Source organism: Catellatospora sp. NPDC049111 (assembly GCF_040648615.1).
Lineage (GTDB): Bacteria > Actinomycetota > Actinomycetes > Mycobacteriales > Micromonosporaceae > Catellatospora > Catellatospora aurea.
On sequence record NZ_JBEZEB010000002.1, the window covers coordinates 352,283 to 366,057 of the forward strand.

Annotated in this window: 13 protein-coding genes; 6 read left to right on the forward strand and 7 right to left on the reverse strand. The window is 73.8% G+C overall.

Annotated features, from left to right (window positions below; all coding sequences use genetic code 11):
- Nucleotides 1-156: 156 nt before the first annotated feature.
- Together AB0B66_RS04155 and AB0B66_RS04160 are read right to left on the reverse strand one after the other, a co-directional pair.
- Nucleotides 157-1,722 carry an FAD-binding oxidoreductase gene (locus tag AB0B66_RS04155; protein WP_360522575.1) on the reverse strand — a complete coding sequence of 522 codons (1,566 nt, stop codon included), beginning with the start codon at nt 1,720-1,722 and terminating at the stop codon, nt 157-159.
- Between the two features lie 59 nt (nt 1,723-1,781).
- Nucleotides 1,782-3,335: a glycerol-3-phosphate dehydrogenase/oxidase gene (locus AB0B66_RS04160; RefSeq protein WP_360522578.1), complete on the reverse strand. Its 1,554-nt coding sequence runs from the start codon at nt 3,333-3,335 to the stop codon at nt 1,782-1,784.
- 47 nt (nt 3,336-3,382) lie between these two features.
- Between AB0B66_RS04160 and AB0B66_RS04165 the strand changes: the two genes are divergently transcribed.
- A complete protein-coding gene (locus AB0B66_RS04165) occupies nt 3,383-4,948 on the forward strand; it encodes an FAD-binding oxidoreductase (RefSeq protein ID WP_360522581.1) in 1,566 nt (521 codons plus the stop codon).
- On the forward strand, nt 4,948-5,820 hold the full coding sequence (locus AB0B66_RS04170; RefSeq protein ID WP_360522584.1) for a diacylglycerol kinase family protein: 873 nt from the start codon (nt 4,948-4,950) through the stop codon (nt 5,818-5,820). Before AB0B66_RS04165 ends, AB0B66_RS04170 begins: the two co-directional genes overlap by 1 nt.
- A gap of 79 nt (nt 5,821-5,899) precedes the next feature.
- Here the strand turns inward: AB0B66_RS04170 and AB0B66_RS04175 are convergent, their stop codons facing one another.
- The gene (locus tag AB0B66_RS04175) at nt 5,900-6,505 is read right to left on the reverse strand and encodes a TetR/AcrR family transcriptional regulator (protein WP_360522587.1); all 606 of its coding nucleotides are present in this window, start codon (nt 6,503-6,505) and stop codon (nt 5,900-5,902) included.
- A gap of 95 nt (nt 6,506-6,600) precedes the next feature.
- On the opposite strand from AB0B66_RS04175, the gene AB0B66_RS04180 reads away from it, so the two are divergent.
- Nucleotides 6,601-7,053, forward strand: coding sequence for a hypothetical protein (locus tag AB0B66_RS04180; protein ID WP_360522590.1), 453 nt, complete (start codon nt 6,601-6,603; stop codon nt 7,051-7,053).
- A 168-nt stretch (nt 7,054-7,221) separates the two neighbouring features.
- Entirely contained in the window at nt 7,222-8,319 is a 1,098-nt protein-coding gene (locus tag AB0B66_RS04185) for a hypothetical protein (protein WP_360522593.1), read from the forward strand.
- A gap of 57 nt (nt 8,320-8,376) precedes the next feature.
- On the opposite strand, the gene AB0B66_RS04190 is transcribed toward AB0B66_RS04185, so the two are convergent.
- Together AB0B66_RS04190 and AB0B66_RS04195 are read right to left on the reverse strand one after the other, a co-directional pair.
- Nucleotides 8,377-8,532, reverse strand: a complete 156-nt coding sequence (locus tag AB0B66_RS04190) for a DUF6131 family protein (protein ID WP_166382865.1) — start codon at nt 8,530-8,532, stop codon at nt 8,377-8,379.
- Between the two features lie 75 nt (nt 8,533-8,607).
- Entirely contained in the window at nt 8,608-8,997 is a 390-nt protein-coding gene (locus AB0B66_RS04195) for a hypothetical protein (RefSeq protein WP_360522596.1), read from the reverse strand.
- 130 nt (nt 8,998-9,127) lie between these two features.
- Between AB0B66_RS04195 and AB0B66_RS04200 the strand changes: the two genes are divergently transcribed.
- Complete coding sequence (locus AB0B66_RS04200; RefSeq protein ID WP_360522599.1) at nt 9,128-9,310, forward strand: hypothetical protein; 183 nt, start codon at nt 9,128-9,130, stop codon at nt 9,308-9,310.
- Nucleotides 9,311-9,387: 77 nt separating this feature from the next.
- On the opposite strand, the gene AB0B66_RS04205 is transcribed toward AB0B66_RS04200, so the two are convergent.
- The gene (locus AB0B66_RS04205; protein ID WP_360522602.1) at nt 9,388-9,594 is read right to left on the reverse strand and encodes a CsbD family protein; all 207 of its coding nucleotides are present in this window, start codon (nt 9,592-9,594) and stop codon (nt 9,388-9,390) included.
- Between the two features lie 158 nt (nt 9,595-9,752).
- Here AB0B66_RS04205 and AB0B66_RS04210 point away from each other — a divergent pair, with 158 nt between their 5' ends.
- A complete protein-coding gene (locus tag AB0B66_RS04210; RefSeq protein ID WP_360522605.1) occupies nt 9,753-10,949 on the forward strand; it encodes an LCP family protein in 1,197 nt (398 codons plus the stop codon).
- A 12-nt stretch (nt 10,950-10,961) separates the two neighbouring features.
- On the opposite strand, the gene AB0B66_RS04215 is transcribed toward AB0B66_RS04210, so the two are convergent.
- On the reverse strand, nt 10,962-13,772 hold the full coding sequence (locus AB0B66_RS04215; protein ID WP_360522608.1) for an AAA family ATPase: 2,811 nt from the start codon (nt 13,770-13,772) through the stop codon (nt 10,962-10,964).
- Nucleotides 13,773-13,775 lie beyond the last annotated feature (3 nt).

Genomic DNA, 13,775 nt, shown 5'->3' on the forward strand with positions numbered 1-13,775 from the left:
GAGCGGGGATTGTGCCACCGCCGACTGACAAGTTGCTTACGCAGAAATTCCTGAAGACAGGGATGGCGTCGAGCGGGAAAACGAGGTACCTTCGCTTGCAAGCCCGCTTCGACGGTTTCCCCCGTGATCGCCGAAGCGGGCTTCTTACTGCCCTGATCAGGGCAGCAGCACGCCCGGGTTGAGCACGCCCGCCGGGTCCACAGCGGACTTCGCGGCCCGCAGCGCCAGCGCGAACGGTTCCGGCCGCTGCCCCGTGTACCAGGGCAGGTGGTCGCGGCCGACGGCGTGGTGATGGGTGATCGTGCCGCCGTTCGCCGCGATGGCGTCACCGGCCGCCCGCTTGAGCGCGTCCCAGATCGCCACCTCGCCGCCGCGCCGACCCGCCGCGTACACGGTGAAATAGGGCGCCGGGCCGTCCGGGTACACGTGCGTGAACCGGCAGGTGACCAGCGCCGGGCTGCCCGTCTCGGACTCGCCCGCCGCCGCGACCGCCTCGATCACCGCGGCGTGCAGCGCCTCGAACGCGGCCCACGTGCACGCCGTCTCGAACGTCTCCACCACCAGCCCCAACCGGGCCAGCCCGTCGCGCAGGTACGGCGCGCCGACGAAGGTGTCCCGCCAGCGTCCGGTGCTGTCCTGCGGCGCGTCCTCGCCGACGCCGCCGTGTTCGCGGCACAGCTCGACGGCCCGTGCGAGCAGCGCGTCGACCGGGTGGTCGGCGGACTCGAAGCTCAGCAGCAGCCGGCTCGACCCGTCGGCGGCCGCCGCGCCGAGCATCGCTTCGAGCGGGTCGAGCAGGCGGCAGTTCGCCGGGCGCAGCCCCGACTGGGCGACCGCTCGCACGGCGTGCACCGCGTCGGCGTACCCGGTGAAACGCAGTGCGGACCCGGCGCGGAACGTCGGGCGCCGCTGGACGCGGGCCCAGCCCTCGGTGATGACGCCGAGTGCGCCTTCGGAGCCGAGCCAGAAGCGGTCCGGCGACGGGCCCGCGCCGGAGGCGGGCACCCGCAGCGACTGCGCGACGCCGGCCGGGGTCACCACCCGCATCGACTCGACCAGGTCGTCGATGTGCGTGTAGCCGGTGGCGTAGTGGCCGCCCGCGCGGGTGGCCAGCCAGCCGCCGAAGGTGGAGAACTCGAAGCTCTGCGGGAAGTGCCGCAGGGTGAGGCCGTACGGGCGCAGCGCGTCCTCCAGGTCGGGGCCGAACGTGCCGCCGCGGATCAGGGCGGCCCGGCTGACCTCGTCGACCTCGACCACCCCGGACAGGCCGGTCAGGTCCAGTGACAGCCACGGGCCGCCGCCGCGGTACTCGACCCCGCCGACGACGCTGGTGCCGCCGCCGAACGGCACGACCGGGGTGCCCGCGTCCGCGGCCCAGTCGAGCACCGCGATCACGTCCTGCTCGTCACGCGGGTAGGCGACCAGGTCCGGCGGGTTGTCCAGCGCGCCGTGCAGCAGCCGGACCACGTCGCGGTACGCGCGGCCGTACGCGTGCGCGGCCCGGGTCCGCGCGTCGTCGCGGCACAGCCCGGCGATGCTCGCGGGCGGCCGCAGCCGCGACGGCGGCAGCTCCGGCACCGCGGGCACCGGCGTCAGCTCCCCGTCCAGCGGCAGGAACGGGCCCACCCGCCGCGCCAGCTTCGCGCACCCGTCGGCGTCCACCGCCTGGTCCGCCCAGCCCCAGCCCCACCACGACCGCTCCCGGTCGGTTCCGTCGCCCATACCGTTCTCCACTCGTGTCGTCGCTGCTCACAGCGCTGTGATGATGGGAAGGGCACCTTCTACAACGCGGAGCGTTGTGCAGGTGCCCTTCCTTCGTTCAGGACGTGTTCGGCCGTCGGGAGGGCGGCGGCGCGGTGGTGGGGGACCAGGCCCAGGCGGGTACGCCGGTCGAGCAGGTCGTCGACGGTGAGCGCGCCCTCGTGGCGGACCGCCCACTGGAGTTCGGCCCCGGTCACCGGGCTGCCCGGCGCGAGCGGGGTGTGCAACTCGGGTGCGGCTTCGGCAAGGACCGCCGGGGCCTCGGTGCCGTAGCGGGCGATGAGGCGGGCGGGGGCGGGGACGCGGGTCAGCAGGTCGCGGGGGGCCGCGCCGGGTAGGGGCAGGTCGCGGGTGCGGCAGGGGCCGGCGTTCATGCCGCGGCGGGTGGCCAGGACGTCGACGGTGTCCTCGGCCATGCGGCGGTAGGTGGTGAGCTTGCCGCCGACGACGGTCAGGACGCCGTCACGGCCTTGGATGACGGCGTGGCGGCGGGAGATGTCGGCGGTGCGGCCGCCCGCGGCCATCAGGGGGCGCAGGCCGGCGAACGCGCCGAGCACGTCGGTGCGGCGCACCGGGGTCTCCAGGGCCGAGTTGAGCACGTCGAGCAGGAAGTCCACATCCGACTCGGGCACCTCGGGCACGTCGGGGACGGGCACGTCGACCGGCTCGTCGGTCAGGCCGACGTAGACCAGGCCGTCGGCCTGCGGCAGCACGATGACGAAGCGGGACAGCTCGCCGGGCACCGGGATGGTCAGTCCCGCCCACAGGCCGCCGAACAGCGACGACGGCAGCACCAGGTGGGTGCCGCGGGAGGGGCGCAGGGTGATGTCGGGAGCGAGCTGCCCGGCCCAGACGCCGGTCGCGTTGACGACCGCGCGGGCCCGGACGGTGTGCCGGGCGCCGGCGAGCGTGTCGGTCACGGCGGCCGCGTCGCCGGTCAGCTCGGTGGCGCGGCAGCGGGTCAGTATCTTCGCGCCAGCCCCGGCGGCGGCGCGGGCCAGGCCGGTGACCAGGCGCGCGTCATCGCACAGCTGCCCGTCCCAGGACAACCGCGCCCCGCGCAGTCCACCGGAGCGCAGCGCGGGCACCATGCCGCGGGCCTCGGCCGGGGACAGCGAACGCACCCCTGGCAGGATCGCGCGCCGGGTGCCCGCGACGGCGCGCAGCAGGTCACCGGCCCGCAAACCGGCCCCGGCCAGGCCGACGGTCAGCGGCGCGGTGTACGCGGTCGCGGGCAGCATCATCGCCAGCGCCCGGGTCAGGTGCGGGGCGGTGCGGGCCATCAGCACGCCGCGCTCCACCGCGCTCTCGTACGCCACCCCGAGCTCGCCCTTGGCCAGGTAACGCAGCCCGCCGTGGACCAGTTTGGAGCTCCACCGCGACGTGCCGAACGCCAGGTCGTGGGCGTCGATCGCGGCCACCGACAGCCCGCGTGTGGCGGCGTCCAGCGCGACCCCCGCCCCGGTCACGCCGAGGCCGACCACCAGCACGTCCACCACTTCACCGGCGGCCAGCTCAGCCAGTTCGCGATCCCGGCGTGACGCGTTGAGAGAGGTGCTGGCAGCGTCCGACACGGTCGCCTCCTTGCGCCGAAGTGACACTGGATGTAACTCTGTCACACATGGATGCGATGCGGGAAGGGCGGCGTGCGACCTGGGCGCGCTGGGGCACACCGGAGCAGGCGAAGCCGCTGCCTGAGGCCGTGGCAGGGCTGCTCAAGCAGGTCTTCGACGTGACCCCGCCCGGGCCGGCGACCGTTTTGGACGCCGTCAGCGCTCCGGCGCCTGCCCTCGCCGAGCCGGCGCTCGCCGCGCTGGTCGCGGTGGTCGGCGCGGATCACGTCGGCACGGACGCCGCCGAGCGGGCACTGCACGCGTCGGGCAAGTCCACTCCCGACCTGTTCCACCAGCGCACGGGCGAGCTGCCCGCGCTGCCTGCCGCCGTGGTCGCCCCCGCCGACCACGAGCAGGTGCTGGCCGTGCTGGCCGTCTGCGCCGAGCACCGGATCGCGGTGGTGCCGTTCGGCGGCGGCACCTCGGTCGTCGGCGGGCTCACCCCCGAGGCGGACGGATACGTCACGCTCGACCTGCGCCGCCTGGACCGGCTGGTCGCGGTCGACCCGGTGTCGCGCACCGCGGTGCTGCAGGCCGGGCTGCCCGCGCCGCGCGCCGACGAACTGCTGGCCGAGCACGGCTTCACCCTCGGCCACGTCCCGCAGTCGTACGAGTACGCCACCATCGGCGGCTTCGCCGCCACCCGCTCCTCCGGCCAGGCCTCGGCGGGCTACGGCCGCTTCGACGACATGGTCGTCGGCCTGACCGTGGCCACCCCGCGCGGCACGATCAGCACCGGTCGCGCCCCCGCCTCTTCGGCCGGGCCCGACCTGCGCCGGCTGTTCCTCGGCTCGGAGGGCGCGTTCGGCGTGATCACCGACGTGACCGTGCGGGTCCGCCCGCTCGCCGCCGAACGGCACTACGAGGGCTGGCGCTTCGAGTCGTTCGCCGACGGTGTCGCGGCCGCGCGACGGCTGGCCCAGGACGGTCCCCGGCCGACCGTGCTGCGGCTGTCCGACGAGGTGGAGACCATGCTCGGCGCGGCCGGGCGGGGCCGCGGCGACGGCGGCTGCCTGCTCGTGGTCGGCCACGAGGGCGCGTCCGTCGGGCACGCCGTGGCGCAGACCGCGGCGGTGCTGCGCGAGTGCGGCGGGCAGGAGCTGGGCGGTGAGCCGGGGGAGCAGTGGGCCGCGCACCGGTTCGACGCGCCGTACCTGCGCGACGCGCTGCTCGACGCGGGCGCGTTCGCCGAGACGCTGGAGACGGCGGCGTTCTGGTCCGCGCTGCCGGGGCTGTACGACGCCGTGCGCGAGGCGCTGTTCGCAGCGCTGCCCGTGCCGTCGATGGTGCTGTGCCACGTCTCGCACGTCTACGAGACCGGAGCCTCCCTCTACTTCACCGTCGTCACCGCGTACGGCGACGAGCCGGTGGCGCGGTGGCAGCGGGCCAAGGCGGCGGCCAACGACGCGATCATCGCGGCCGGCGGGACCATCAGCCACCACCACGGCGTCGGCACCGAGCACCGCGACTGGTTCGCCCAGGAGATCGGCCCGCTCGGCGTCGACGTGCTGCAGGCGGTCAAGAGGGAACTCGACCCGGCGCGCGTGCTCAACCCAGGCGTTCTGGTGCCCTGATGAGCAGGTCCTTCACGGCGGTGGTAGGTCCGGCCGCGCGCCGGGGGCTGGCCCGGCTGATGCCGGTCGCGCAGCTGTTGCGGGCGGGCGGGGCGCGGGTGCGCGTCGAGTACACCGGCGGGGTCGGGCAGGCCCGCGAGATCGCCCGGCGCTGTGCCGCCGACGGCGAGGTGGTGCTGGCCGCCGGGGGCGACGGCACACTGCGCTGCCTTGGTGCGGCACTGGTGGGCACCGGCGGCGTGCTGGGCGTCGTGCCCGCCGGGCGCGGCAACGACCTGGCCCGGCAGCTCGGCCTACCGCACCGCGCCGAGGACGTCGCCGAGCTGCTGCTGCACGGGCGGCCGCGCCGTGTCGACGCGCTCGAAGCGGGCGGCGAGACCGTGCTGGGCAGCGTGTACGCCGGGGTGGACGCGGCGGCCAACGAGCGCGCCAACCAGACCCGGTTCACCCCGGCCGGGCTGGTCTACCCGCTGGCGGGGGCACGGGCGCTGCTCGGCTGGCGGCCCACCGTCTACCGGCTCGACGTCGACGGGCAGCAGCTGTCGGCGCGGGCGTACTCGGTGGTGGTCGCGAACTCGGGCTACTACGGCGGCGGCCTGCACGTCGCTCCCGACGCCGTCGTGGACGACGGGCAGCTCGACGTGATCGTGCTCGGCGGTGTGTCCAAACTGCTGTTCCCGCTGGTGCTGCGGGAGATGCGGAGCGGGGTGCACGTGCGCCGCCCCGAGGTCACCGTGCTGCGCGGCGCGACGGTCACCGTTGCCGCCGACCGCCCGGTGCCCGCCTACGCCGACGGCGACCCGCTCACCACGCTCGGCGAGCTGCGGATCTCGGTACGTCCGAGAGTCTTGTCGATCCTCGCTCCGGCCTGAACCCCGCCCGACATCGACGATGGCCTATCACGTCTATTTTCCGCGACCCGTATTCGATGTGATAGGCCAACGTCTATGGCTAGGCGCGTACGGGGGACAGGTAGCGGTCGAGCAGGAGGGTCAGTTCGGCGTCGAGGTCGGACGGGGTGTGGCCGTCGGTCACGGTGGCCACCGACAGGACGAAGGACTGCGCGGTCAGCAGCACGGCGCGGGCCAGCCGGGCCGGGTCGCCGTCACGCACCGAGCCCTCGGCCTGCCCGGCCGCGATCATCTCGACCAGGAAGCCGAGCATCTCCTCCTGCCCCGCGCCACGCCGGTCGAGCATGTACGGCAGCAGGATCTCGGGGTCCACTTCCAGGATCTTGCGGAGCAGCGGGTGCACGCGCAGCGTCGCGGCGGCGGTCACCGACTGCGTCACCAGGCGGGCCCGCAACGGGCCGTCGGCCGCGGCGGCCTGCCTCGCCGCGTCCACGATCACGCGGTGCCACTCGCGGCTCATCAGGTCGGCGACCAGGCTCTGCACGTCGGGCCAGCGGCGGTACACCGACATCCGGGACACCCCGGCCCGGCGCGCCACGTCGGTCACCGTCGTGCGGCGCACCCCGTACGCGAGCACGCAGTCGCGGGCGGCGTCGAGCACGAGGTCCTCCACGCGCCGCCCACCCGGCTCCTCCTCAGCGTCCACCGGCCCATGTGTACCACGCCCGGCTACCGCCCGGCGCTCGGCGGTGTCACAGTGGTAGCCGGCCCGCCGTACCCCCCTCAGCCTGGGAGCCCCGCATGACCACCGAGCCGCAGCAGCCGGTCGACGACGACACCTCCGAACCGGACCCGCAGCCCGCGCCGCGCACCCGCACCTGGTCCCGGCCGTCCGGCGGGACGCTGGCCGCGGTCCTGATCGCGTTCCTGCTCGGCGGCCTGGTCTGCGGGGGCCTGGGCCTCGCGGTCGGTCTGGTGGCCGGGCACCACCGCGGCCACCACGGCCACGACTTCGACCGCGCCGACCGGGGCGACCGCGGTCCGTGGGGCGGCAAGCGCGACCGCGACGAGCGGGTGCGCCCCGAGCGGCTGCGGGACGGGGAGCTGATGCGGCAGCTGCTGCGGGAGCGGCTGCGCCAGCGGGGTCTGGACGGGCAGCCGATGCCCTGGCCGCTGCCGCCGAAGACGCTGCCGAACGGCGGCACGCCGGTGCCCGCGCCGACCGCCTCGGCCGCGCCCACCGCGACCCCCTGATCCCGCCCGGCGGGCGGCTTCCGGTCGGCGAGCCGCCCGCTGTCCCTGCTGAGCTGCGTCTATGGCCTCAGTTGTCGATCGGGTGCACTCCTGCGGTCGGCGCGCGGTGATCGTCGGCGATATCCTGTGTCCCGCCACGAGTCGGCGCACGGCAGGATGGGGATCCGCATGGTCAGCACCGCACCCGCACAGGACGCGCCCGCAGCGGCCTCCGATCCGGACCGGCCGGTGACGTCCTATCGCACGGACCTGGTGACCGTGCTGCTGGGCACCTGGTTCACCATCGGCCTGATGGTCGACGCCTGGGCGCACAACAACGTGCCCGAACTGGAGACGTTCTTCACGCCCTGGCACGCGGTCTTCTACTGGGGCTTCATCGTGACCGCGGGCTGGATCCTGTGGACCTGCCGGGCCGCGTTCCGCGGCGGGCGGCTGCCCGACCTGCGCGCCATGCCGGCCGGTTACCCGCCGGCCGTGTTCGCGATCGGCGGGTTCGCCCTGGCCGGCCTCGGCGACATGCTGTGGCACGTCGTGTTCGGCGTCGAGCAGACCATCGACATCCTGTTCAGCCCCACCCACCTGGGCCTGGTCAGCGCGATGATGATCATCGTGACGACGCCGCTGCGCACGGCGTGGGCGCGCCGCACCGACCCGGCCCGCGGGCTGCTGGGGCTGCTGCCGGCGGTGCTGTCCATCGCCCTGGGGGCCACGCTGGTGCTGCTGTTCCTGCAGTACGCGAACGCGCTGGTGTACTCGCCGGGCCGGATCATGCTGTCGCTGATCAACGACGACGAGCGGCTCAGCTCCGACATGGCCACCTCGATCCTGGTCACCAACCTGGTGCTGATCCTGCCGATCCTGGCCCTGGCCCGCCGGTGGGCGCTGCCGCCCGGCAGCGTCACCGTCGTCTACGCGGTCATCGGCGCGCTCTGCGCCGCCATCACCGGATTCGGCAACCTCGAACTCATCGGTGGCCTGCTGGTCGCCGGGGTGCTCACCGACCTGGCCGTGCTGTGGCTGCGGCCCGCTCCCGGCGACCGCGGCCGGCTGTGGGCCGTCGCCGCGCTGGCCGGCTTCTTCACCTGGGCGATCTACCTGGCGATCGGGTTCCTGTTCGCGTCGCCCGCCGGGCCGTCGGCGGAGCTCGCGGCGGCGGCGCTGCCCGAGCTCTACACCGGCATCCCGGTGGTGCAGGCGCTGGCGGGCCTGCTGGTGGCGGTCGTGCTGACCGCGACGGCCCGGCCGGGCGCGGTAGCCGCGGAGTAACCGCCGCCGGACAGCGAAAGGGGCGCCTCTCGGGCGCCCCTTTCGCATTTCAGCCTGTCACCAATAATGCCGTCGTCCGCCAACGGGGCGGCCGACCGCTCCCAGGATCCACAGGATCGCGCCGACGATCAGCAGGATCAAGCCGATCGTCCACAGGATGCTGATGTGGAGGAAATATCCCAGCAGCAACAGAATCAGGCCCAGAACAAGCACTTCGGTCTCCCCACTCGAGGAACGCTCCCCATCGTCGTTGAGGTACCCGGCGCTCAGGCGGGCTAAACCGGACGATCAATTCGCGGCGGTGCCCACCGGCTCCTGGGCCAGCCGCCGGGCGACCCGGCCGTGCATGGCCACGGCCCGCAGCCGCAACATCGCCACCTGGGTGACGACCTCGGCCATCGGGCCGGGACGGTGCGCCCAGAAGGTGCTCAGCAGGGGCTGGGTCAGGTCGGCCAGCGCGCTGGGGTCGTGGTCCGGCGGCAGCGCGTGCACGGACTCCCGGGTGTCGGCGATGGCGCGGTCGAGGCCCGCCTGCCAGGCCGGTCCGACCCGGCCGGTGCCCGGGTACGCCGGATCGTTGCGCCAGGCCTGCCAGCGGTCGAGCAGAGTGATCAGCTCGGCGCGGAGGTCCGCCCGTTCCTCGTTGCTAGCCGTAATGAGCTGTTCACTGACGGTCATGAAGCAGATCATAGGGCCGCGATACTCCCGCGGCGGGCACAACACGAGATGTCGCCGAGATGATCAGGATACACCCGGCACCGTCTCCGCAGGCGTTTGTGCAGGCCGTGGCGCGGGTATGCAGTCCGGCATGACCGATCACAGCCCCGAGGAGTACGAGCCGATCGAGCCGGCGGGCGGCACCGACCTGGAGCACACCAGGGACGAGGCGCACCGCGACGAGCAGCGCCGGCACGAGGACACCGAGCGGCTGACCGAGGAGAACCGCGATCCCCGCAACCCGCCCGAACCGTTCTCCGGCTCCGAGCACTGACCCGCCGACGCTGACCTGCCGACAGAGCGCCGCCCCGTGATCCGATCGCGGGGCGGCGCTGTCATGGGCGGCAACGACTACCGGCGGATGGCGTCCTTGGCCGCGTCCTTGGCGTCGCTCATGGCGTCGGAGGCCTTTTCGCCGGCCTTCTTCACCTTCGCCGAGGCCTGGTCCATCTTGCCCTCGGCCTCGAGGCGCTCGTTGTCGGTCATCTTGCCGGTGGCCTCTTTGGCCTTGCCCGTCATGTTCTCGGCCTCGTTGCTGATCTTGTCCTTGATACCCATGTCGAACTCCTCCGAGATAGCGGATATCTCTACCGTGGGGGTACCCAGCGCGACTGACCTGAAACCTCCCGAGGTGTGCGAACGAGACAAAACTCGCTAATGAGCGGTTAGTGGCTGGTATGGTCCTTCGCCAGGAGACCCCCGGCACGGAGAGACAGATGACCCCGCTCGAAAACCCCCGCGGCCTGCCCGACACCACCCCGCTCCGGCCCCGCCGGCGGCGGCTGCCGGTGTGGGCCGTGCTGATGCTCGGCGTGATGGTGCTCGTGCTGGCGCTCGGGTTCGGCGGCGCCATGGTCACCCAGTCCTACCTGCACAGCCTGACCAGCGCGGTGGAGACCGGTTCGGTGCTCGAGGGAGAGGCGCGCAAGGAGCCGGAGGTCGAAGGGCGCACGTTGCGCGGCGCGATCGACATCCTGCTGCTGGGGCTGGACACCCGCGACGGCTGGGTCGAGGGCAGCGGGCGGACCGACACGATCATCATGCTGCACGTGCCCGCCGGGCACGACCGGGCCTATCTGATGTCGATCCCACGCGACGCCCTGGTGCACATCCCGGCCTACCCGAAGGCCAACTTCTACGGGGCCAGGACCCGGGCCAACGCCGCCTACACCTACGGCTCGCGCAACGGCCAGGGCTGGCAAGGCGGGGCCGCGCTGACCGCGAACATGGTGCACGAGCTGACCGGCCTGAAGTTCGACGGCGTCGCGGTCGTCGACTTCGACGCGTTCAAGAACGTCGTCGACGAGCTGGACGGCGTGCACATGTGCGTCGACCAGGAGACCCGCTCGGACCATTTCATCGTGGTCGACGGCAAGCCGAAGTACGCCTACGGCAAGAAGTCCGGGGTGTTTCTGCCCAACACCTATGTGCACCACGTCGGCTGCCGGGACATGGCGGGCTGGGAGGCGCTGGACTACGTGCGCCAGCGCAAGAGCGGCCCGTACGGCGACTACGACCGGCAGCGTCACCAGCAGCAGCTGCTGAAGGCGATCGGTGACAAGGTGACCTCGGCCGGCATCATCACCAATCCCATCAAGATCAATTCACTGCTCACGGCCGCGGGCAGCACCCTGAAGCTCGACACCGGCCACGCCGACCTGTTCGACTACATCTGGACGCTGCGCGGCCTCACCCCCGGCGACCTGGTCATGCTCAAGACCAACAACGGCATGTACAACCGGGCCAAGGTCAAGGGCACCCAGGCGCTCAGCCCGCAGACGCTGCTCATGTTCCAGGCGGCCGCGAACGGCACGCTCGACGAATACGTCGCGGCCCACCCCGAGTCCGTCATCGGCGACGCGTCGGACCTCGAAGCGCCGATCGACAGCCCGGCGGAGGCGAACCGGCGGTGAGCCGCCGCCAGGTCAGCCGGCCTGCACCGTGCCGCGCTCGGCGGCCTGCACCGCCAGCTCGACCCGCGAGCTGAGTTCGAGCTTGCCGAGGATGCTGGACACGTGCGACTGCACGGTGCGCCGGGACAGGAACATCTGCGCGGCGATGTCGGGGTTGGACAGGCCTGACGCGACCAGCGCGACGACGCGCTGCTCGGTCGCGGTGAGCGCCTCCCAGCCGTGCTTGGGGCGCTTGCGCGGGCCGCGTACGCCCCGGCGCACGCCAGCCGCCCGCAGCCGGGCCTCGGCGCGGGCGGTGTCGGCGGTCGCCTCCAGCGCGCTGTACAGCTCCAGCGCCTTGTCCAGCGCCCGGCGGGCCCGTGCCGGGTGGTCCTGGCGGGCCAGCGCCTCGGCGGCGTTCTCGTACGCGTTGCCCTCGTACAGCGGCCACCCCGCTTCGCGGTAGTCCGCGGCCGCGGCGAGCAGCAGTTCCGCGTCGTCACCGGCGAGCCCGTGACACAGCTTCGCGGTCGCGGCGAGGCTCGGGTGGGCGCGCCCGGCCAGCAGCGCGTCCACGTCCCGGGCCAGCGCGCCGGCCCGTTCCCGGTCACCCGCGGCGACCGCCAGCCGGGCCAGGTCGGCGCACACGCGGTACACCAGCCGCCGCGGCTCCAGCCCGTGCGCCTTCCCCCAGGCCGGGGCCAGCAGCTCGAAGGCGGCCGCCGGACCCTGCTGGGACTCCACGCACAGCGCTCGCGCCCAGCGGCTGAAGTGGTGCGGATAGGACGCGCCCGTCCCCGTGGGCGGGTCGACGGTCGTCCCGCGGTGCACCGCGATCAGATCGGCCATGCCACGCAGCCGCACCGCACTGCCGAGCAGGTCCGGCAGCTCGGCGGCGGCCTCGATCTCGACCAGCGCGTCGTCCCAGCGGCCGTCCAGGAACAGCAGCCGCGCCCGCAGCGTGTGGGCGATCGGCAGGTACGCCCCGCCGGACTCGCGGTTGGCGGCGATCGCGGCCGACAGCGCCCGCTCGGCCTCGGCCAGCCGGTCGAGCTCCAGCAGGCACATCCCGCGCAGGGTGTACGGGTCGACCTGCAGATCCGGCTGCACGCCCTCGGTGAGCGAGGCGAAGGCCCGGTCGTTGACGACCAGCGCCTGCTCCAGGTCCCCGTCCATGGCCAGCGTCATGGCCAGGGCGAAGTCGCCGATCCCGGTGCAGCGCGCGTCCCCGGTCGCCTCACCGGCCCGCACCGCCCGGCGCGCGGCCGCCCGCGCCTCGTCGAAGCGGGTCAGGAAGAACAGGCACACGGCCGCGAAGCCGTGGAAGCGCCCGCGCTCGGTCTCGCTCAGCCCCGGCTCGGCCAGGGCCTGCTCGATGACCTCCAGCGACTCCCTCAGGTGTCCGCGGCGGTAGCAGGTCTGGGCGAGCAGCCAGCGCAGCTCCCCGTCGCACGCGGGATCGTCGCCCGTGGCGACGGCGTCGCGGGCCAGGCGTTCCGCCTCGGCGTGCGCGCCCCGCCAGAGCAGCGCCCGGATCAGCTGGAGCCGCAACCTCGCCGCCTGCCGCCGGGGCGCTCCCGGCAGGGCCCGCTGCAGCAGCTCCACGGCCAGCTCGGGCGCGCGGGCGGTGAGCGGGTCGGCCACGCCGATCAGCCACTGCGTGGTCCGGTCGTCGACGCCCTCACCGGCAATCACGTGCTCGGCGATGCGTTCGACGCCCGCGCCTTCGGCGTCGAGCGCCTGCGCCGCCCGCCGGTGCAGCGCCGCGCGGGCCGAGGGCGGCACCCGGGCCGCGAGCGCCTCCCGGATCAGCGGCTGCCGGAACTCCAGCCGGGTGCCGGTGTCGGTGAGGATGCCCGCCTCGACCGCGCTCGCCGCGACGTCGGCCAGCTCGGCCACCGGCCGGCCCAGCACCTGCGACAGCTCGGTCAGCTCGACGGTGCGCCCGAACACGGCCGCGGTCTGCAGCGCGTCGCGTACGGCGGGCGGCAGGAAACCGAGGCGGTGCAGGATCACCTCCGCCAGCGGCGGCGGCACCCAGCCCTCGGCCCGCTCGTCGGTGTCCCACACCAGCTCCATCCGGCCGTCCCGGCCCGCCAGCGCGCCCTCTTCGGCCAGCTCGGCCAGCAGCTCGGTGACGTACATCGGGTTGCCGCCGGCGGTGCCGAGCAGCCGGCTCAGCCGGGGGCCGGCGTCGGCATGCAGCAGGTCGTGGGCGAGCGCCTCGACCTCGTCGGGCGGCAGCGGCGCCAGCTCGATCACGTGCCCGCCGCGGGCGACGAGGCTGCGTTCCAGGGCGTCGACGGCCGCGGCTCGGGGCGCGGACCGGGTGGCGACGACCAGCAGCATCGGCTCCTGCTCGATGCCTCGGCCCAGCCGGTGCGTCACGACGAGGCTCTGCGGGTCGGCCCACTGCGCGTCGTCGAGCAGCAGCGCGACCGGGCCCTGCGCGAACCACTCGTCGAACAGGTCGAGGATCGCCTCGGTGATGACGAAGTCGTGGTTGACGGCGGCCAGGCTCTGCGTGAAGGCCTGCTCGCCGCGCAGCAGCCCGGAGACCCGGGCCAGCTCGGGATCGCTGGTGGCCGCGCCGATGCCCAGGCAGTTGGCGATCGCGGAGAACGGCAGCTGCTGCTCCAGATCCTCGGCGGCGCCGGTGAGCAGCCGCATGCCGAGGTCGGTGCAGTCCGCGGCGACCCGGTCCAGCAGCGAGGTCTTGCCGATACCCGGCTCGCCCTCGACCAGGACCGCGACGCCGTGCCCTCCGGCCGCCTGCCTCGCGAGGGCGTGCAGCCGCTCCGTCTCGGCCTGCCGGCCCACGAAAACCGGAGAGACCGGCGCCATGCC